This is a genomic window from Sorangium sp. So ce448 (genome assembly GCF_051520915.1).
Classification (GTDB): Bacteria; Myxococcota_A; Polyangia; order Polyangiales; family Polyangiaceae; genus Sorangium; species Sorangium cellulosum_B.
On record NZ_CP150343.1, the window covers coordinates 9,545,492 to 9,564,368 of the forward strand.

16 protein-coding genes are annotated in these 18,877 nt (G+C 69.6%); 6 read left to right on the forward strand and 10 right to left on the reverse strand.

Annotated elements, in window-relative coordinates:
• Positions 1–62 precede the first annotated feature (62 nt).
• Both WMF45_RS36140 and WMF45_RS36145 read right to left on the reverse strand, forming a co-directional pair.
• Positions 63–1,145, reverse strand: coding sequence for a hypothetical protein (locus tag WMF45_RS36140; RefSeq protein ID WP_437710134.1), 1,083 nt, complete (start codon positions 1,143–1,145; stop codon positions 63–65).
• Positions 1,146–1,347: 202 nt separating this feature from the next.
• Positions 1,348–3,339, reverse strand: a complete 1,992-nt coding sequence (locus WMF45_RS36145) for a leucine-rich repeat domain-containing protein (RefSeq protein ID WP_437710136.1) — start codon at positions 3,337–3,339, stop codon at positions 1,348–1,350.
• 345 nt (positions 3,340–3,684) lie between these two features.
• Between WMF45_RS36145 and WMF45_RS36150 the strand changes: the two genes are divergently transcribed.
• A complete protein-coding gene (locus WMF45_RS36150) occupies positions 3,685–4,413 on the forward strand; it encodes an enoyl-CoA hydratase/isomerase family protein (RefSeq protein ID WP_437710138.1) in 729 nt (242 codons plus the stop codon).
• A 147-nt stretch (positions 4,414–4,560) separates the two neighbouring features.
• The gene (locus tag WMF45_RS36155) at positions 4,561–4,953 is read left to right on the forward strand and encodes a hypothetical protein (RefSeq protein ID WP_437710140.1); all 393 of its coding nucleotides are present in this window, start codon (positions 4,561–4,563) and stop codon (positions 4,951–4,953) included.
• A 99-nt stretch (positions 4,954–5,052) separates the two neighbouring features.
• On the opposite strand, the gene WMF45_RS36160 is transcribed toward WMF45_RS36155, so the two are convergent.
• The 3 genes from WMF45_RS36160 to WMF45_RS36170 form a co-directional block, all read right to left on the reverse strand.
• Positions 5,053–6,630, reverse strand: coding sequence for a hypothetical protein (locus WMF45_RS36160; protein WP_437710142.1), 1,578 nt, complete (start codon positions 6,628–6,630; stop codon positions 5,053–5,055).
• A gap of 238 nt (positions 6,631–6,868) precedes the next feature.
• The gene (locus WMF45_RS36165; protein ID WP_437710143.1) at positions 6,869–7,447 is read right to left on the reverse strand and encodes a hypothetical protein; all 579 of its coding nucleotides are present in this window, start codon (positions 7,445–7,447) and stop codon (positions 6,869–6,871) included.
• Positions 7,448–8,130: 683 nt separating this feature from the next.
• Positions 8,131–8,808 (reverse strand): DNA alkylation repair protein, encoded by a 678-nt coding sequence (locus WMF45_RS36170; RefSeq protein WP_437710145.1) that lies wholly within the window; start codon positions 8,806–8,808, stop codon positions 8,131–8,133.
• Between the two features lie 311 nt (positions 8,809–9,119).
• Between WMF45_RS36170 and WMF45_RS36175 the strand changes: the two genes are divergently transcribed.
• Complete coding sequence (locus WMF45_RS36175) at positions 9,120–11,066, forward strand: SBBP repeat-containing protein (RefSeq protein ID WP_437710146.1); 1,947 nt, start codon at positions 9,120–9,122, stop codon at positions 11,064–11,066.
• 96 nt (positions 11,067–11,162) lie between these two features.
• Here the strand turns inward: WMF45_RS36175 and WMF45_RS36180 are convergent, their stop codons facing one another.
• The 4 genes from WMF45_RS36180 to WMF45_RS36195 are packed head-to-tail and all read right to left on the reverse strand — an operon-like array spanning position 11,163 to position 14,740.
• A complete protein-coding gene (locus WMF45_RS36180; protein ID WP_437710147.1) occupies positions 11,163–12,755 on the reverse strand; it encodes a caspase family protein in 1,593 nt (530 codons plus the stop codon).
• The gene (locus WMF45_RS36185) at positions 12,752–13,519 is read right to left on the reverse strand and encodes a DUF4384 domain-containing protein (RefSeq protein ID WP_437710149.1); all 768 of its coding nucleotides are present in this window, start codon (positions 13,517–13,519) and stop codon (positions 12,752–12,754) included. The genes WMF45_RS36180 and WMF45_RS36185 overlap by 4 nt, the downstream gene beginning before the upstream one ends.
• The gene (locus WMF45_RS36190; protein ID WP_272095554.1) at positions 13,516–14,025 is read right to left on the reverse strand and encodes an RNA polymerase sigma factor; all 510 of its coding nucleotides are present in this window, start codon (positions 14,023–14,025) and stop codon (positions 13,516–13,518) included. The genes WMF45_RS36185 and WMF45_RS36190 overlap by 4 nt, the downstream gene beginning before the upstream one ends.
• A gap of 19 nt (positions 14,026–14,044) precedes the next feature.
• A complete protein-coding gene (locus tag WMF45_RS36195; RefSeq protein ID WP_437710151.1) occupies positions 14,045–14,740 on the reverse strand; it encodes a hypothetical protein in 696 nt (231 codons plus the stop codon).
• 580 nt (positions 14,741–15,320) lie between these two features.
• On the opposite strand from WMF45_RS36195, the gene WMF45_RS36200 reads away from it, so the two are divergent.
• The 3 genes from WMF45_RS36200 to WMF45_RS36210 all read left to right on the forward strand — a co-directional run bounded on the left by WMF45_RS36200 (position 15,321) and on the right by WMF45_RS36210 (position 17,736).
• Positions 15,321–15,917: a hypothetical protein gene (locus WMF45_RS36200; RefSeq protein ID WP_437710153.1), complete on the forward strand. Its 597-nt coding sequence runs from the start codon at positions 15,321–15,323 to the stop codon at positions 15,915–15,917.
• A 106-nt stretch (positions 15,918–16,023) separates the two neighbouring features.
• Entirely contained in the window at positions 16,024–16,707 is a 684-nt protein-coding gene (locus tag WMF45_RS36205) for a hypothetical protein (protein WP_437710155.1), read from the forward strand.
• A gap of 492 nt (positions 16,708–17,199) precedes the next feature.
• On the forward strand, positions 17,200–17,736 hold the full coding sequence (locus tag WMF45_RS36210; protein ID WP_437710157.1) for a hypothetical protein: 537 nt from the start codon (positions 17,200–17,202) through the stop codon (positions 17,734–17,736).
• 65 nt (positions 17,737–17,801) lie between these two features.
• On the opposite strand, the gene WMF45_RS36215 is transcribed toward WMF45_RS36210, so the two are convergent.
• Positions 17,802–18,638, reverse strand: a complete 837-nt coding sequence (locus WMF45_RS36215; protein ID WP_437710158.1) for a hypothetical protein — start codon at positions 18,636–18,638, stop codon at positions 17,802–17,804.
• Positions 18,639–18,877 lie beyond the last annotated feature (239 nt).

Genomic DNA, 18,877 nt, shown 5'->3' on the forward strand with positions numbered 1-18,877 from the left:
GGCGGCCGCTGTGAGCCAGTTCAAGGCTCGGTCAAACGCCGCCCCCTCGCTGGCAAAGGGCGTTACTTCGCTGCTTCGAAGCTGAGCCCGAAGCGGGCGCGGCGCGGCGCCGTGCCGGCGAGGTGGATCCTCTCCACGATGCGGCTCACGCACTGTTCGCTGTCGACCCCCGTGTAGCCGGCCAGCTTGGCAGCGCTGTCCGGGCTGAGCTCGATGTCGAGCTCGGCGGGGCTCTTCGGCGGCTCGCCGTAGCAATCCGGCACCCGGCGCGACAGCACCTCTTCGAGCAAAGTGATCTCCTGCTTGCTCAAGGCCTTCGCGCTCTCCGCGTTCGCCTTCGCGATCACCCGCACCTTGGGCTTGCCTCCCAGGCGGAAGACGTCACACGCGATCCGGCCCTGCTGCGACCTGTCGTTCGCGGCCTCGACCCGGGCCTTCGCCGCATCGGCCTTCTTCTCGCGGTCGGTGTCCGTGTAGACCTTCACGAGCGAGCAGCACGCGCTCACCGAGCCGCTCGCGCACGCTCGATCCAGCGCCTTCTCGGCGATCGCCGCGTGAATCTTCGCCGGCTCGAGGTCCATGTGCAGCTCACCGCGGTCCTCGCAAGCGGCGACGTCTCCCGCATTGCAGGCGCGGTCGAAGCTCTCGTCGACCTCCTTGTCGTGGCCGTCCTGTGTCGAGAGCGCCCGGCCGAGCGCGGCGCAGCCCTTCGCGCTCTTCTGGCACGCGGCGCGGAGCTCCTTCAGCTGTACCTCGCGCTTGTCACACGCGCTCTTCGCGCCGAGCTTGCACGCCTCGCCGAACGCCCGCAGCGCGGACCCGAGCGAGAATCCCGGAGTCGCCTTGTCTTCCGCCTTCGCGTGGAGGTCGCCGAGCGTCTCGCACGCGGCCGCCTTGCCCGCCGCGCACTCGGTCTCGCAGGTCTCGATGTCCTGCGCTTCGCTGCACGTCTTCGCGGGAGCGGGGGCCGCGGTCGGCGCGGGCTCGGCGGGCGCCGGGCCCACGACCGGAGCAGGCGCCACGCCGCTCGCGCCAGGGGGCGCCTGCGCGAGCGGGGCGGCCGCCGGCGGAGCCGATGGACCGCAGGCCAGGAGCGAAGCCGCGGCGCAGGAGGGGAGCAGGACGGCGGCGAGGCGCATTTTCACGAGCGCCACCGTACAACCGTTCCACGCTTACAAGGTGGTAAAACCGGGCTCACTGGCGGGCCGCCACCCGGCTCAGCCTCACCCCGAGCTGCCCGCTGCGCGCAGGAGGGTGACCCACGAGGGTGACCGGCACGCCGCTGCGCGCGTCCGAGCCCGGCGCGCGCCGGCGTCGTTCGCGCGCGGCGGCGGGCTCCCTCCGGGCTCAGGGCGAGCAGGTCCCGGTACCGTTGTTCTCCGCGAGCACGCCCTCGGGCGGCCAGTCGAGGCGCTCCACGAACGCCTCGACCTCGCAGCTCGGCAAGCTCTGGTTGCCCATGATCTGCATCCAACCGATCATCCTGGCGCCCAGGCCTCGGAGCGTCGCGAGCGAGCGGTTCCCCGCGACGATGAGGCCACCGAGCTCTGCCAGGCCCTCGAGTCCCGCCAGCCCGAGCAGCGCGTCGTTCTCCAGGACGACGAGCTGGCCCACGCGGACCAGGCCGCCCAGAGCGCCGATATCGACGAGCGATTCGTTGTCCTGGAGCGACACGGTCCCGGTCACGCCGTCGCCCGCCCTGAGCGAACCGAGCCCGTCGAGGCTGGTGAGCGCGCGGTTGCCGACGATCTCGATCTCGTTTCGGACGTTGCGGAGGCCGCTCAGGGCCCGGAGATCCGTGAGCCGGGGATTGTTGGCGATCGACAGCAGAGAGAGATCCGAGATCTGCTCCATGCCTGTGAGGCTCACGAGCCCGGTGTTCTGGGCCAGGGAGAGCACCGACAGCTCGGTCACGCCGGCGAGGGCGGACAGGTCCGCCAGGTAGCCACAACCGACGATGGACAGCTCTTGCAGGCGCGTCAGGCCGCCGAGCTCGATCCTGATGAGCTTGGGGTTGGAAATTAAAAAAAGCGACGGCACGTCGCCCGAGTCCGAGCGAAGATGCGCGAAAGCGTCGGCGATCGCCAGCTCGGGATTCGATTCGACATAGGCATACATGACACCACGCAGCGAGAACAAGCCCGTGAGGGTGGTCATCGACGGATTGCCGCTGATGTTGATGCCGTCGACGGTCTCGAGCCCCCCGAGCCCGACCAGGCCGCGGAGACGCTCGTTCCGCGCGATGGAGATGGATCCCGCATAACGGAGCTGGTCTAGGCCGTACAGCGAGGTCAGCTGCGGGTTCTCCGCCAGCACGAGGTTCTGGACGGTCGAGAGCCGCGAGACACCGTCCAGCCTGAGGAGCCCGTCGTTCCCGGAGATGGTGAGCTCCTCGAGATCCTCGACGGTCTCGAGGCCGTCGAGGCTGATCAGCGCGTCGTTGTCGATCACGCTGATCCGCCCGCTGCGCAGGTTCACGGCCCCGCGCAGCGCCTGCAGCCCGTCGTTGCCCTCGATCCAGAGCTCCCCCTCCTCGAAATTCTCGATACCTGGCAAGAACACGAGCGCATCGTTGTCGATCAGCCGGAGCGTCCCCCGGTGGAGGCCCTGCAGCCCGTCGAGCGACACGAGGTGGTCATTGCCCTCGATCAAGAGCACCCCTTCCTCGAACCTTTCGAAGCCTGACAAGCTATCGAGTTCGTTGTTGTCGATCACGTGCACTTCATGGGCGTTCAGCCCGACGCCGGCGACGCTCTCGAGGATCGGGTTCTCACGGATCTCGATGAGCCCATTGACCTGTTGGAGGTTCGGAAGCTTGCCGAGGCGGAGCAGCGACGCGTTCCGCGCCACCTCCAGCTGCGCCCCGACGACGGAGAGGGAGTCGAGGCCGTCGAGGCTCGACAGCAGCCAGGTATCGCTGATCACGAGGTGGCCCGAGATGGTCGTCAGACACGCGAGCGGGGACAGGTCGGAGACCTCGCCGCCGATGGTGAGCCTGCCATTGAGCACGGTGACGCCGCGCAGCTTCTCGAGAGCCTCCTGGCGATTGACATTCCAGGTGCCGCTCTCCACGCGGGTCGGGTCGCACCCCGGCTCGGCGCCCCCCGCGCCACCCGCGCCCGCGCCCCCCGCACCCCCGACACCCGGCCCACCTCCCGAGGATGGACCGCCTGAACTGGCACTCGCGCCGATCGCTGGGTCGCCCGAGCTCGATGACGTGGCGCCGGCGCCGCCAGCCCCTGCCGTCGATCCGACCTCGCCTTCCTCCGCCGGCGGTCCCTCGATGTCGAGCGCGTCCCGGGCCCCACAGGCCGACGCGAGCGCAATCACCGCAAACACGCCCACCCACCACGGGTTCCGCATGCCGCGAGGTTGGGCTCACCGCGATCCCGCGTCAAGAACGACCGGGTGCTGGAACTGTGCGGTTACAGCACGGAAATTTTGCAGGAGATGCGGAGCGCGTCGTGCCCGTCTCGCTCGTCTGGGGCCTCTGACAGGTCCGCTCAGGGTGGCTGTGGCGTGAAAGCGGTCCTTCGGTGCATGGATCATCTGTTGATAGAGCGCCGCATTGGCAGGAGGGGTCGCTTGCGATCTCGCACACGCAGCCTGATCACCGCGGGCCGCGGCGCGGGCGCCAGGGCGCGCGAGCTTGCGCCGCGCTCGTCTCTGCGCGATCGTCTCGCCATGCAATTCGTCGAGGTGCTCACCAGAGACGGCATCGCCGAGGTCACGCTGAGCCGACCGAAGGTCAATGCCATGAACCAGGCGGTGCTCCGCCAGCTGGCCGACGTCTTCCAGCGGCTCGCAGAGGACGACGCAGCGCGCGGCGTGCTCGTCCGCGGCGCAGGCAACTGCCTGTCTGCGGGTCTCGATCTCCGCGAGGTCGCGTCGCTCGATCGAGAGGGGCTCGGGAGCTTCCTTGACGACTTCGACGCCGCCTTCGGCGCGGCTTTCCGCTTTCCGAAGCCGTTCGCCGCCGCCGTTCACGGCCATGCGATCGCGGGCGGTCTCCTGCTCGCGATGTGCGCTGACTTCCTCGCCCTGGGCGCCGGCGACTACAAGGTCGGTCTCCCCGAGCTCGCCGTGGGCATCGCCTTCCCGCGCGTCGCCTTCGAGATCGCCCGGACCGCCTCTCCCGCCCGCGCGCTCCGGAAACTCGTCTTCGGCGCGGAGCTCCATTCCCCCGCGAGCCTCTTCGACATGGGCGTCGGCGACGCGCTCTCCGCCGAGCCGCTCGAGGACGCGCGCCGCTTCCTCGCCACGGCGTGCGGCCGCCCCGCCGCGGCGTTCCGCCTCGCCAAGGCGAGCCTCCGCAGGGACGCGTGGGAGCGGGTCGCGGCGCAGCCGCCGGCCGAGCGGGAGGCATTGATGGACGCGCTCCTCTCCTCGAAGCAGGCCTTTCTGCCGGCATGAGCGCGCAGCCCTCGACGCAGAAGGGCCGTCGCTCGCGCCCCTGAGCGGGCCAGTCGCCGAGATCCTCGCCTCCTCGCCGTCTGCGGTGGAATCACTTCGTGGGGTGGTTCGATCCTTTCATGCCACGGAGTTCACTCCTGTCGTGTGATGACCACTGCGACTGCCAGCTCCGCCCACCAGGGAGCCGGAGAGAGATTTCAACGCAAAGCCGCAAAGCCGCAAAGCCGCAAAGCCGCAAAGCCGCAAAGCCGCAAAGCCGCAAAGCCGCAAAGCCGCAAAGCCGCAAAGCCGCAAAGCCGCAAAGCCGCAAAGCCGCAAAGCCGCAAAGCCGCAAAGCCGCAAAGCCGCAAAGCCGCAAAGCCGCAAAGCCGCAAAGCCGCAAAGCCGCAAAGCCGCAAAGCCGCAAAACCGCAAAACCGCAAAACCGCAAAACCGCAAAACCGCAAAACCGCAAAACCGCAAAACCGCAAAACCGCAAAAAAAAAAAAAGAACAGTCCCGTGCATTTTTGCGCCTTTGCGGCTTTGCGCCTTTGCGTTAAAATCTCTCTTCGTTCGCGAGACAGATCCCTGGCGGGAAACTCTCTTTCTCAACACCTCGAACGGCCAGAAGCTCGACGGTCCAGGGCTCTCCTTCGAAGCTAATCGGCGACGGATGACCCCACCGCCCAGGGCGCGAGCGCGAGCTGAACATCGATGTTGTCGACCTCGCGGAGCGCGTCGCACGATCCCGGGTGGAGACCGAGACGCTCGCACGCGGAGAGGAGCGCTACGTGAACCGCCCAGGTAATCTGCGGCGGCTCGGCGAGCAAGGGCAGGAGCGCCACGACCTCGGCGTGGGCGCCGAGCTTCGCGAGCGCGTCGACGGCGCCGCACCGGACCGGCTCGCGCTCGTCGCTGCGCGCCAGGGTGAGGAGCCGGGGGATGGCTTCCTCCTTGAGCGCATGGGCCACGTACGTGTTCAGGGTCTCGAGCGCATGCGTGCCAGTCGTCCCGAGCTCGCCAAGGTGCTCCCAGGCGGGCCCCGCGAGGGCCCGGTTCGCACGGAGCTCGCCGAGCCAGTACATCGCGCTCTTCCTGACGTGAAAGGCAGGATCGCGGGTGAGCCCGAGGAGGGCCTCCTGCTCGTCCCACGCGGCGAGGAGCGACGCGGATCGCTCGCGGATCGAGGGATCCGGATGCCCCGCCAGGAACGCCGCCGCTGCGCCGCGATCCGCCGCAACTCCCGCTGCTCGGAAGCGGTCCGCGAACCGATGCTTCCTCTCCGCCCAGCAGCCGTCGAGATCGGCATAGAGCGCGAGGAGCTCGGCCATCTCGAGATCTGCCCCCGACCCGTGATCGCCGCCGGGCGAAAAGATCCGGCCGCGCGCGGCGGGATCGTCCGCCTCCGACGCGTCCTCGTCTCCCAGAACGCCAAGGAGATGCCGGACCGGCTCCATCCACGCGAGGAGAAACCGCCGCTCGGCCGGCTCGGCGCGCTCGAGCGCCCACCGGAACCTCCCCTCGCGGATCTCGAAAGCGCAGGCGGCCGCCGCGGCGCGCACCCGCTCGTCAGGGTGCCCGCACAGCGCGGCGACCGCATCGAGGCAGCGCCGGCTCGGGTAATAGTGGAGCGTCTCCAGCGCAGCGACGGCGACGTCGACCGCGGGATCCACGGCGGCGCGCAGGAGCGGCGCCTCCGCCGCGACGGGCTCCTCCCATACCAGCGCGTCGGCGGCGACCTTGCGGATACCCGCGTCGGGATGCCCGAGGGCGGCGATGATCAGCGCCTGGAAGCGCGGCTCCGAGAAGCCGAGCGCGAGGGCCTGTATGGCTTCCGTGTGAAGCGGGTGCGCGGGATCCCGGGCGACCGGCTCGACGAGGTCCGCCTCGGCGCGCTCCATGAAGAGCAGCGCGTGACGGCGAAGCACGATGTCGCCCTCCGCCCAGGCGGCCCTGAGCCAGGCGCCGCCCGGCGGATTCCCGGCGCTCCTCAGGATCGCGCCCGCAGCCTCGCGCGCCGCCTCGGGCAGCTCGCGCGCCTCCACGATGCGCATGAGCCGCGCCGCCGCGCGGGGGTCCCCGACGCGCGCCAGGGTCGTCGCGATCTCGTCCCGCTCGGCCTCGGGGAGCTCGGGCAGCACCAGCCAGCCGAGGAGCCGATCGGTCCACGACCGGTCCTCGGCGCGCTGGATGTCGTCGTGGGGAATGGCCAGGGAGCTCTCGCGGCGATCGTTCACGGTGACGCCCGCGATCCTAGCAGCCGGCGACGCGCTCACCGAGCGGCAGAGACGTGCGCCGGTATCGTGCAGGATGAGCCGGGTCGAGCGGCGGCTCGGCGCGGCCAGGAGAGGCCCGTCGTCGTTGCCGGAGGTCGAGGGCTGGTTGCGCTGCTCCCCAGCAGCGTTTACCGGCGGGCGCGCCGGTCCGCCGTGAACGCTGCCGCGGCCAGCTCCACGAGAACGGCCGGAGATCGCATCAGGGGAGCGGCCCCCACAGCGTGCCGCACACCCCACCCGTGTAGTTGATGCGGTCCACGTATCCATACCCCGTGACTGGAGTGTCGGGACACTGGTATCGATTCGTCCCGATCGTGGTCGGGCTCTGGGACGACGGCGAGCCGGTACCCCAACCCGCTCCCCCGGGCGTGCTGCACCGGACCGTCGCCGGCGAGCAGAATCCCTGGCCACCACTCGTGACGCACTGGACCCCAGTCACGACCTTGTCGCTGGGGCAATCGGTCGTCCAGGCGTGGCTCGTCGTGGACGATGGACCGGGCGTACAGTAGATGCGGAACTGGGAGCGAGACGAATTGCTCTCCCAGCGGGTCGCGAAGCTCCCGTTCGCGCACGTGGGGGAGACGATGGGGGTGCATCCGCCGATTCCGCAGCTCCCCGACGACCACTCCGTCCAGCCCGACACCGTCGAGGCCAACGTCGCGTCACCGGTCTCCTCGGTGCTGTCCCACTCATCTCCGTCCGACGCGTCCATCGCGCAGCTCGCATTGGCGAGGGCGACGCACGCGAGGAACGCTGTTACCAATGACCGTGTTCGCATGTTCTCCGTCCTTCTGCTGTTGTGGGTGTGATGCCTTCCAGCGGCTCGTCCGCTTCGAGGGATACGGCTTGTCCGTTTCGAGGGAGAAGGGAGGGTAATCCGATCGGGAGAGGTCGACTCGCCTGCGACGGCACGCCGCAACGCGCTTGCTCGACACCAGGCCGGATCGCGCCACGGGCCGCTGCAGCGCGAGCACGCGCTCGATCCCTCACGTGTAGAAGTTGGATCCCCTCGTGTAGATGTCGAGCTGCGGTGCTCAGACGTCGAGCTGGCCCATTCGCCTGCCTCGCCCGCTCCCTCCGGCGTCGAGCCCGGCCGCGAACGCCAGCACGAGCGTCACACCAATCATGATGAGCACGCGATCAGCTCGTCACAGACGGCGTTTCAAGTCACCTACCCCGTGACTGCATCTCGTTGGCTGGAGTCTAGTGTGCAGCATCGCAATGCGCAAGATCTGTCCGAACCAATTCGGTGCGCCCGATGCCGGCGTGCGATGGTCTGACAGCACATCATGGAATCATCCAGCACGGGAGTGCGCGCTTAACCTTACCCCCGGCGCAGTCTGCTCCTGTTGCAATTGGATTGTTCTACTGTCCTCCGTCGCATCGGGCCTCGCGGCAGGCGGAGCGCAAGCGCGCGAGCATGCGGATTTCACGCCATCGGGAGCGGGGCGAGCCGCCCCCTCACTTGCCCCGCGCCTTCCCCGCCTTCTGCCGCCGCACCATCTCCGCGATCCAGACCGGCGCGAACGGCGGCGTGCAGCCCGGCGACGCCGGGTAATCCTTGAGCACCTCGAGCCGCTCGCCGATGGCCACCGCGCGGGCGCGCAACCCGGGGTTGTGGATGCCGATCTCGGCGAGGCAGTGGTTCATCGACCACTGCTTCGGGCCCGGCGCCGCCTTCATCTCCGCCTCGATCTGGTCGAGCAGCGCGGAGAGATCGAGGCCGGCTGGGCTCTTCACGACGCGGTCCGTCGTCAGGCTCCAGCCGGCGCGCCCGACGAGCTCGCTCGCGGAGTCCTTCCAGCGGACACGCAGCTCCTCGACGTGGCGCGACGCCTTGACCACGTTGACGATGAACCAGTCGAGGAGCTTGGGATAGCCGATCTCCCGGACCATCGCGTCCAGCTCGTCCGCCGAGAAGGCCTTTGGCTTGAACACCAGCGTCGCCAGGAGGCGGGCGTCGGGGTCCCCGGTGCGCCACAGCTCGCCGGCCAGGGCATGGTCCGCCTTCAGCTGCTTCGCGAGCGCGCGGAGCTGGGTGAGGTTCACGCCGTGGGCGTCTCCGGCGCGGGCGTTGACCTCGCGCATCTTCTCGTTGCTCAGCGCGGCGAGCTCCCGCAGGACGTCGGTGAGGTTCATGGTCTGGAGTTAACCGTATCTGCGGGCGCCGTCCAGCAGCGCGGCGCCGCATCGGGTGGCGACGCGGATTGCCTGTTGAAGCAGCACCGTTGCTCCAGGAGGGCCGGCATGCCCCCGCGCGGACGACCAGAGCGTGTCTCGTAGCTCTTTCGGGTGCTCGCGGAGCGGCGTGAAAGGCGCCGCTCCCAACCGCGAAGCGTGGGGCAGCGGGCGGCACGGCGGAGCTCCTCCGACGTGTCCGGTTGCGCGGCCACGCTCGGCAGGTGCGGGCTCAGGACGAGGGCGGGCCTGCCGCCTCCAGGTGCTCGTCGATGAGCTTGGCGAGACGGACGCGGCAGGGGCGCTCGCATCGCGGCGCCGGCACATCGCCGGGAGCAACGATACCACAACCTATCATTCCCACTGAAAGCGCGGGCCAGCTCGAGGAACCAACCGACTTCCTCGGCAGAGTGGCGTACGATACTCCAGCACTCGCGCTGCGCGGGGGCAGTGGGGTCAGCATGCATTCAAACCACGATCGCCAGCGGCCGGCGCACCGCCAGGTCAGCGGCTTCTTCCTCTGCGGAATCGTCCTGCTCGGCTGCGGAAGCACGGTCCGCGAAGAGGACACCCCGCCTTCTTCCGGAGGCACGGGTCACGCGGAAGGCACCGGAGCGACAGGCGGCGGAACATCGAGCGGAGGAACGGGCGCGAGCGGCGGCCTCGGGAGCGACGCCGGGAACACGACCGCCGCCGCGGGCAACTCGGGCGGCAGCGGAGGGGCGTCGGGCGGAGCAACCGGCGAAGGCGGAGTGGGGTCGGGCGGAGCAACGGGCGACGGCGGAACGCCCGGCGACGGAGGAGCAGGTGGCGCGCCGGACGACAGACCCAAGATCTGTCCTGATGGTTCGTTCGATCATGACGGCGACCCCAGCAACACCTGCAAGGCGTGGTCGCGATGCCCCCCGGGTCAGTACATCGCGAAGGAAGGCACCGACACCAGCGACCGCCAGTGCGCGATCTGCGGCGATGGTACCTTTTCGACGATGCAAGACGTGCGCGCGTGCACGCCCCTCACGGGTTGCGCGCCGGCTTCGAGTTCATGGCCACAGGGCGGTGTGGCGACCCCCGGAACAGCAAACGCCGATGCCGTATGCGCCGATCCTTATTACAGATTCGGTTCGGAGGGCTTGTACGTGGCCTTTGCCGTGGCGGTCGACGGCGGCGGCAACGTTTACGTCGCGGGAAACACCTACGGCGCGCTCCCGGACGGCGGTGAATCGAACGTCTTCGTCCGCAAGCTCGATGCGCATGGATCCGTCGTGTGGACTCACAAGTTTGGGACATCGAGCGACGAAACCGCCAAGGGCGTGGCGGTCGACGGCAGCGGCAACGTCTACGTGGCTGGAATCACGGGGGGCGCGCTCGAGGGTGCCAACGGAGGCTTTGGCGACGCGTTCGTGCGGAAGCTCGACGCGAGCGGCGCGACGCTGTGGACACGGCAGATTGCCACGTGGCGTTCGGAGTCGGCGAACGCCTTGGCTGTCGATGGCCAAGGGAATGCTTATGTTGCCGGAACCAGCTACGGCGGCGACCAGAGCACGGGTGAGGCGTTCGTGACCAAGATCGACGCGAACGGCGAGCCAGCGTGGACTCAGCTGTTTGGTGGGCCGGACGAGGACGAAGCCCTCGCCGTGGCGGTCGACGGCAGCGGCAACGCCTACGTCGGCGGATACACCTCCGGCGGCGTCGTCGCAGACGCGGACCGAGGACAGCGGGACGCCTTCGTCCGCAAGCTCGACTCGAGCGGCGCGACGTCATGGACTCGGCAGTTCGGCTCCACGGAGAACGACTTCGTCTTCGCCGCGCGCGTGGACGGCAGCGGGAACCTCTATGTCGCGGGGAGCACCGCCGGCGAGGTCGGCGGCCCGAGCGAGGGATCCCCGGAAGCCTTCGTGCGCAAGTTCGACGCAGGCGGCGCGACGTCATGGACCCACCACGCCGGCAACGCGTCCTACGATTACGGCTTTGCCCTGGCCATCGACGGCAAGAACGACGTCTACCTCGTGGGATCCACGAGCGGCAGCGAAGAGGACGTCTACGTGCGCAAGCTCGACGCGAGCGGCGCAGCGCAATGGACCCAGGAGATCGGGACGCCGCGCAGCGAAACGGCGCTCGCCGCGGCCGCAGACGCCGACGGCGATCTGTACGTCGCCGGGTACACCGGCGAGTTCTTTACCACGTCGGCCCCATTCGTCCTGCACGTGCCCGCCGAGTGACCCTGGGCCGTCCGCTGGGCGGACAGCAGCGTGCGCATGGCCGGCGTGATGACGTCCGCGATCGCGCGGCGCCACGTGGCAGGAGCGCAGCCCGCGTCAAAGGCTCATGCCTACGCCCACGCGGAGCCGCATGGCCACCGCGGGGCCGACCTCGCCCTCGTCGCTGCCCGCGCGTTGCTGCTTGAAGACGTACGTCTGCGCCGCCGCCTCGACGCCGAGGTAGAAGCCCTCCGGCAGATCGATGTTCACCCCTGCATCGACGCCGAACGCCCCTGCCAGGCCATGGCGGTCGGGCGCGCGCCCGGCGGTCTCGAACTGCTGCCTCAGGACGGCGAGGCCGACGTCCACCCCGACGCCGAGGCTGATCACGGGCAGATCCCAGGAGCGGGACAGGCGCACGTCCAGGCCGAGCTCATCGTCGCTCGCCGTGACGTGCTCGTTCTGGAACGCGCTGCGACACGCGCTGAGCCGGGACGCGACGCCGAGGTGCTGGAGCTCGATCCCGTACCCGACGAAGCCGCCGTGACAGAGCGAATCCCCGGGGACAAGGGGCGTCCTGAGCTGATACCCCGCCGCCGGCCCGTGCGCGACCCCGCGGACGCCGCCGCCCTTGCGCACGAGCCGGGCGAACATGACGCGGCTCAAACGCTCGTCGCCGACATCCATCGTCTGCCCGGCCCCGGCGTCGACGCTCCCCTCCAGGAGAAAGTCGGGGCCTCGCCCCCGCACGAAGTAACGGCCAGGGCGCAGGCTGACGGTCCGCGTCGCGTCGCTCGCCCCCACCTCGGCCACCACCGCGCCCTCGCTGGAGTCTCGCATCACGAGGTAGGCCCTGCCGGCCGGAAACCGGAGCACGCCCCGCAGGGACGCATGGACCGGCAGTTCGGTCAGGACGAGCTTGCCCTGGCCGCGGAGGTCGTAACGGAAGGTGGGGTGTTGCGCCCCGGCCCACGTGCGGCTCGTCGCGCGCAAGGTGCTCTCGTACGCATGGCGGTACGCCTCCTCGAGCGAGACGGCGCCGTCTCGATCCGCGTCGGCCGTCCCGAGCAGCCCCGAGACGAGCGCGTGGGTGAAGAACGACCCTTTGAGCTCATCGGACTCCTGAGCGTCCTCGTTTCCGGAGCTCGACGTGAGCGTCACCATCCCTTGCCCGGCGAGCCGCTGATCGAGCTTGATGACGAAGGGGGGCGCGCTCGTGCCGCCCTTGACGCGCGTCAACGCCCCCGAGCGGCACGAGTCGACGATCAAGAGCCGCGCCGACGCCGCCGAGCCGCGGACGAGCTGCTCGAACTCCGTCAGCGAGAGCGGCGTCGGCCCGAGGTGAAGCGCGTTCGCGTCGGCGTGGCCGGAGTAATAGACGAGGTAGAGGACATCGGTGTCCGGGCTCGAGATGGCCGCGCGGACACGGTCGTTCATCGTGATGAGCGTGCGCCGGACCGTGTCGGCGCCCTCGCTCCGCAGGAGCACGAGGTTCGCCGGGGGAAAGCCGCCGAGGTCCTTGAGCACGTCGTACATCTTCGACGCGTCGTCCTCCGCGTACCGGAGCTCGACCTCGCCCTTCTCTCCGGCGTTGTTGCCGATGAGCACAGCGAAGCGCTCGATGCGCGCCTCGGCCGGAGTCACGGAGGCGGCCGCGGCCAGGCCGCACGCGGCGGCGGCGGCGAGCGCCGCGCTGCGACGGCGGATCACGGCGACGCCGCGACCTTCTCCGCCGTGAGCGCGTCGACGTCGCAGCCCGGCGGGGCGGGCGGCGCGTCGGGGCGCGCCGCGAGCGCGGCCCGGAGCGGCTCGACAGCGATCGCCTCCGAGCAGAACAGCCCGAAGATCCGCTCGGTGCCGAGCGTGTCGTCGAGCACCGTGCTCTGGGGGAGGAGGACCTCCCGGCCAGGCTCGATCCGCGCCGCGACAGGACCGCCCGGGTAATAGACGCTCGCCTGGGAGGCCCCGTCGACGCTCAGGATCACGAGATATCGCGCCTCCGCGCTGGAGTACGTGAACTGGATCGCGTCGCCTGGATGGAGCCTCTCGCCTGCCCCGCCGGGCAGGACGCTCCCGCCGCGCTTGACGTAGAAGCCGATGTGCTCCGCTCCCTTGATGCGCTCGCCGGGGATCTCCGCGTCTCGTCCGTCTGGCCCGGCGTGGAAGCGGAAGAAGAAGAGCGCTGCCGCCGCGGCGGCGAGCGCGCTCGCCGCCGCGGGCGCCAGCCATCGGCGCGGCGGGCGGACCTTCTCTGCCGCACGACCCGCCGTGGCGCCTCGAGCGAGCCGCAGGGGCGGCGCCGACGCCGCGAACGAGGCCCGCGCCGCCTCCCTCTCGGAGCGCCGCGCCGAGCACCGCGAACAGCCAGCCACGTGCGCGCTCGCCTCCTGCGCCGCGGCCGCGTCGAGCTGGCCCGCCATGAGCTCGTCGAGCTTCAGCTCCGAGAGGCACCCTTCGGGTCGCGCTGGCGTCATGGACTCGAACTCCCTTCTCTCATCCGGTCGGAGAGCGTGGCCTTCAGCCGCTCCAGCAGATTGCCGACGTGCCGACGGGAACAGCCCATCACGCGCGCGATCTCCTCGTGGGTCATCTCGTCGGAGTAATAGTGGACGGCGACCTGCGCGAGGTCGCCCGGGAGCTGCGCGAGGAGCTCCCGCGTGAGGAGGGCGTTCTCGGCGGACGCCGCCGCGCTCTCCTGCTGCAGGGGTGCAACGTGGGTGTCGAGGAGCCGCAACCGGTTCTTGTGATCGCGGATGCGGTTCAGGCACGCGTGCGTGGTCGCGCCGTAGAGCCAGCCCACCATCGGGCCCTTGCCGTCGAGCTGCCCGGGCTCGCCAAGCAGGGAGGCGAAGACATCCTGGAGGATCTCCCGCGCCTCCTGCTCGTTCCCGAGGAGCCGCCGCGCCCGGCGCAGCACGATGTGCCCATGCTGCCGGTAGGCCGCCTCGATCAGCGACACCAGCGCCTCGCGATCCTCCACGTCCGAGCGTGTACCACGATCAGTGCCAGTCGGGGTACGTCAAATCCTCGGAGGGCGCGATCCGGACGGTGAGCGACGTGCTCGACCCGCCGGCGGAGGGGCGGATCTTGATCTTCACATCAAAGCCGGCGCAGGCGTTGTGCTCCGCCTCCGTCGTCGCCGCGGCGTCGCAGGCGTCGAAGGCCGCTTGCAGCTCTGCGTCCACGGCACCTTCGCGGCTGAACACATCCATGACATGGAATCCGGGAGAGAGCGGTCCTCCGAAGAGATTCGACCAGAAGCTGCCTTCCGCCATCTGGCTCTCGACGTACACGATCACATGGTCCTCGTCGACGCCGAGCGATGTGCCCTCCCCGGCCGAGGCCTCGTCGAGCGCCGCTTCGACGGTGGCGATGCCGACCCGGGTGTCCACGACACCGAACTCGCTGAAATCGTTGAGCGCGCTCTCCGGCGGGGGCGCATGGATCGACAGCGTGAAGCTCGCGGGAAAGCTTCCGGTCACCGGCGTCTCGACGGGGAAGTTTTCGACATCGCCCTGGGTGTTCCAGACCAGCAGGGCGTCGACCGGCCCGGTCGGCGCGACGCCTTGCTCATTGACGATCGTGCCCTCGACCGTCAGGAGGGCCTCGCCAGGGTACTCGGAGCCGACCTGGGGGTCGCCGCACGCGGCGAGCAGGAGCGGGAGCGCAAAAGAGACAATCGAACGATGCTTCATGACATCTCTCCTTGAAAAAAAGACAACGAGTCATGGCGAACGAGCAAACCAGCCATCCGCGAGAGGACGCCGCGCGCAGCGCGCGCCGCCACCGCCGTGGTGCGGTCGCGCCACCGGCGGAGCTCTCCTGGATGCACGGCGGGACGCCTGCCGTTCGGTGCAGCGCGGCGCCCCGGAGGGACCCGCCTTCGCTGGCCCCTTCGACCTGGAGAGACCGCAGGGGTCCCGGTTTGGGCACGGGTCGATGTCGATTGCTTATCTTACAGCCTCGGCGTAATATTTCCTCCCCACCATCCACCCGAACCAGCTCGGGCCGACGACGCTCGGGTCGCGCAAAGCTGGCTCAAGCTGCTGGCCGCGCGCCGCGCGCGTCTCCTCCTGCACCCCCGTGAACGCCGGCGCCGGCGCGCTCGCGGCGCTTGGCGCATCGGTTGCTATTCCACGTCGCCAGCAGGCGCTCGAACGCAGACGGCGAGGCCGCGTGGAGGTCCCTGACCCACGCACCCCTGGTCGGAATCCTCCGGCCGATGCCCGCCCGACGGCGCCCTGCCGACACGACATCGAAAGGAGCCTTGCTGTCATGAACAAGATCGCCCTGCTGTTCGGAGGCTGTGTTGCGCTCGCGTCGATCGCGGCGGCCTCTCCCGCTCAGGCTGGCTGGACCAGCTACGTCTCGGAAGAAGACGCCCCCGCGTACTGTCCCGGCCCCGAGGCCGCCACCGGCTTCACGTGCTGGGGGGATTACTGCGACGAGGTCGCGCTGCACTGCAACGGATTGCCCTCCTGGAGCTCTCTGGACATCTCCACCAGGTACTGGACGAGCTACTTCTCCGAGGAGGGGGACAGCGATCTCGGCGAGGTTGTGTGCTCGGACGGCCCGAGCGGCGGCAGCTGCGAGGCGTTCGAGCTCGGCGACAACGTGCGCTACTGCTTCGGTGGCCGCGGGAACAAGGGCATCGTGACGGGCATCGATTGCGCGGACAGCTACTGCGACGAGATCTCGCTCGAGTGCACCAAGCCTGCGGTCGGGCGCCTCACGGGCTGCTCCTGGTCGGGCTGGCTGTCGGAGGAGGAGTGGTACGTACACTTCGGCACGAACCGGTTCATCACGGCGGTGGAGTGCAGCGGCGACTACTGCGACAACAAGCGGTTCTACGTCTGCTCGCTCGTCCAGTAGCGGCCCGGGCGCTCCGGCGCTCGCCGCGGGCTCGGCCGGCGCCTCGTGCGTCACGGGGCGCCGAGTTGTGATACTGCTCGTCCCCCGGGGGGAGAAGGAAAGCACCATGTCGGAGTCGAAGCTCGCCGCGCCGCAGATGGTCATCGACAGCCGTATGCTCTATTCGAGCTGGGTCCCAGCGGATCCGGCCGCCGCCGCGGCGCTCCTGCCGGGCGGGATCAGGCCGGCGGAGAACAAGGCCATTTACATGAACCAGTACGTGGTCGACCAACCGGAGCAGACCTCCGGCTTCGGCGCCTATTCGCTCACCTACCTGGGGCTGGATCTCGCGGATCACACGACGCCCGACGGCGCGGCCCCGGCCCGGTTCTTCACGCACTACTTCAACTCCTCCGAGACGGTGCGCCGGTACGTGCGCGAGCGCGGCGTGCCTGCCTCGCCCGGGGCGACCACGCTCGAGCTGCACGGCAGAGAGCTCGTGGCGACCACCTCGGTCGACGGCGTGCCCATCATCCGGACCAGGGCGCTCGTCGGCAACAAGATCGGCGTGGTCGCGCGCGGCCACCTCGCCTACGTGACGAAGGTCGACGAGCGGCTCGTCGCCGGCAACTACCCCTTTATCGCGGACATGGCCGACCCGTACGAGCTCCTCGCCATCGAGTTCCTCGCGAAGGATCACCCGGTGTACGCGCTGCGGCCCGGGAGCCCGGTCCAGGTGGTGACGAGCGCCTCGTGGTACTCGCCCCGCAGCTCCTTCGTGTATCCGGGCGGAGAGCGGGACCTCTTCTGACGGCGCCGCCCCCGGCCGCCCTTCGCTCCGGCGCGGCGCTCGCCGCGGCCGGCGCTTGCCGGGAGTTCACCGGGACGCCAAGGCCGCCAGGAGAGCCAGGATTTTCTCGCCCTGGCGTCCTTGCGCCGGATGGCTCGACTTCACGTCGTCCGATCCGCTTCGTCCGAGCGCAAGAGCGCCGTCCCGTGTGAGCCCGCCGCCGCCATGGCAGGGCGAGCGGCCCTGTACCCATCCTGCCCGCGCCGGCGAGCGCGCGCACACACACACCGAAGGACAGGCGGCCACGGTGGATTGGATGGGATCTCGCCAGAGCGCGCGGTCGCGAAGGAGGGAAGGCTGGAAGACCCATGAGCGCTTGGCCCTCGTTCGTCGCGCCGCGGGCGGCGACGGGGACCCGCGCGGCCCCGTCGTGCACAACGCGGCCCCGGGTACGTCGGTTGCTCCGAGCCCGTCCGCGGCCGGAGCCGGCCGCTCGTACAAGGGAGAGAACGAATGAATCGACTGATTCGACTCGGAGCACTCTCGGCCTTCCTGTCGCTCGTCCTCTGGGGCGGCAAGGATGTGGCGGCCGCTCCGATCCCCGCCGCGCTGAGCAGCAAGCAGCTCAAGGACCTGACGACAGCGGACGAAGACACGACGTGTCAATCGCTCACGCCGAACCTCGTGCTCACCAGGCAGGATAGCTGCGAGTTCGTCGGGCTCCTGTGGTCCACGGTCGGGCAGGTGTGCACCGCCGTGAGGGACAAGTGCCTGGCCGAGGGCCAGCAGCCGCCGGCGCGAGCGGACGAGACGGCCACGCCGAGCTGTCTGCCGCCGGCCGACACGCGCGTCGGCTGCACCGCGACGGTGGCCGAGTACGAGGCGTGCATGCTGGCGAACGCCGAGAAGGTCCGAGCGCTCAGCTGCGATTCCGCGACGACGGCGCTCGAGGCCCCCGTCGCGGAGTGTGACGTCATCGCGCAGAAATGCCCCGATCTCGGCAACACCGACGACGGCGAGGGCCAGGGCGAGGGCGAAGACCAGCCCTGACGCCACCGCAAGGCGCGCCCCGCAGGCCCCCGCCCGCCTCGGGCCGGCCGCGAGGCGCGCCGCGGCTACAGCGCCGCGCTCCCGATCTGCTGGATCGTCGCCTCCACCCGCAGCCGCTCTCGCTGCTCCGGTGACGACTGGATGAGCTCGTTCAGCTTGCTGTGGATGACATAGAGCTTTCCGTCCCGGAGCACGCCGGTCGTCGGATAGACGTCGCCGAGGCGCTCTACCGCGCGCAACCTCGCTGTGCTCCAGCCGTCCTCGCTCGACACCGAGAACGCGGCGTTCGACGCGACGCCGGCGGCCTGGTTCGCGACGACCACGAGATCGTTCTTCCCCACCAGGGTCAGCCCGTCTCCGCCCACGAACCGCTCGGCGACATCGACCCTGGAGAACCGCGAGGGGTTTGCGAGGGGCACCTTGAACAAGGTGCCATCGCTCTTCTTGACGACCAGCAAATAGCCATCGGGATGGACGACCACCCCGTTGAGGTTGATCCCCTCGCCGGTGAATTGCTCGTCCCGCAGGAAGACGGCCGCGTTCCCCTGCGGATCGACCTTGTAGATCGTCGGCGAGAAGCTGTCGGTGACGTAGGCATTGCCGGCCGAGTCGAGGGCGATGCCGTTCACGAGGTGAGCGCCGGGGGACAGCGGCGCGAGATCCACATAGTGGATGGCCTTGCCCGTGGAGAGATCGTAGACGCCCACGGCGGCCAGGTTCTTCGGCCCCGCGGCAGATGGCTTGATGCTCGCGCCGAGATCGGAGCTCACCGCCCAGAGCCGCCCCCGCTCGACGTCCACGGCGATGCCGAGCACCGAGCAGAGGCGTGGGTCGTCGACGACAAGGGAGACGCTGCCATCGCCGTCCACCGCGTAGATCGCGCCCTCCCTGAACGAGCTCACAAGGAATTTGCCTCGGCTGCTGTCGAACTCGATCGTCTCCGGATACAGCGCTGGTCTGTGGACGGTGATGGGCTGTCCCGTTCGCTCCAGGGTGACGACCTCCGCGCGCGCGCAGGCGGCGGAAGTCAGCCCGATTATCGCAACCGCGCACAGAGCCCGGGCGGTCAACCCCGCACGCGCCGCGCGCGCAGCCGTGCGCCGCGCGCTCGGCGTCCTGTTCATGATCGACATGTCAGCTC

What these genes read in the sequence shown, in the direction of transcription:
- WMF45_RS36150 (WP_437710138.1), top strand. Translation starts at nt 3,685, where the DNA reads ATGCAATTCGTCGAGGTGCTCACCAGAGACGGCATCGCCGAGGTCACG.
- WMF45_RS36155 (WP_437710140.1), top strand. Translation starts at nt 4,561, where the DNA reads ATGACCACTGCGACTGCCAGCTCCGCCCACCAGGGAGCCGGAGAGAGA.
- WMF45_RS36165 (WP_437710143.1), bottom strand. Translation starts at nt 7,447, where the DNA reads ATGCGAACACGGTCATTGGTAACAGCGTTCCTCGCGTGCGTCGCCCTC.
- WMF45_RS36170 (WP_437710145.1), bottom strand. Translation starts at nt 8,808, where the DNA reads ATGAACCTCACCGACGTCCTGCGGGAGCTCGCCGCGCTGAGCAACGAG.
- WMF45_RS36175 (WP_437710146.1), top strand. Translation starts at nt 9,120, where the DNA reads ATGAGCTTGGCGAGACGGACGCGGCAGGGGCGCTCGCATCGCGGCGCC.
- WMF45_RS36185 (WP_437710149.1), bottom strand. Translation starts at nt 13,519, where the DNA reads ATGACGCCAGCGCGACCCGAAGGGTGCCTCTCGGAGCTGAAGCTCGAC.
- WMF45_RS36195 (WP_437710151.1), bottom strand. Translation starts at nt 14,740, where the DNA reads ATGAAGCATCGTTCGATTGTCTCTTTTGCGCTCCCGCTCCTGCTCGCC.
- WMF45_RS36200 (WP_437710153.1), top strand. Translation starts at nt 15,321, where the DNA reads ATGAACAAGATCGCCCTGCTGTTCGGAGGCTGTGTTGCGCTCGCGTCG.
- WMF45_RS36205 (WP_437710155.1), top strand. Translation starts at nt 16,024, where the DNA reads ATGTCGGAGTCGAAGCTCGCCGCGCCGCAGATGGTCATCGACAGCCGT.
- WMF45_RS36210 (WP_437710157.1), top strand. Translation starts at nt 17,200, where the DNA reads ATGAATCGACTGATTCGACTCGGAGCACTCTCGGCCTTCCTGTCGCTC.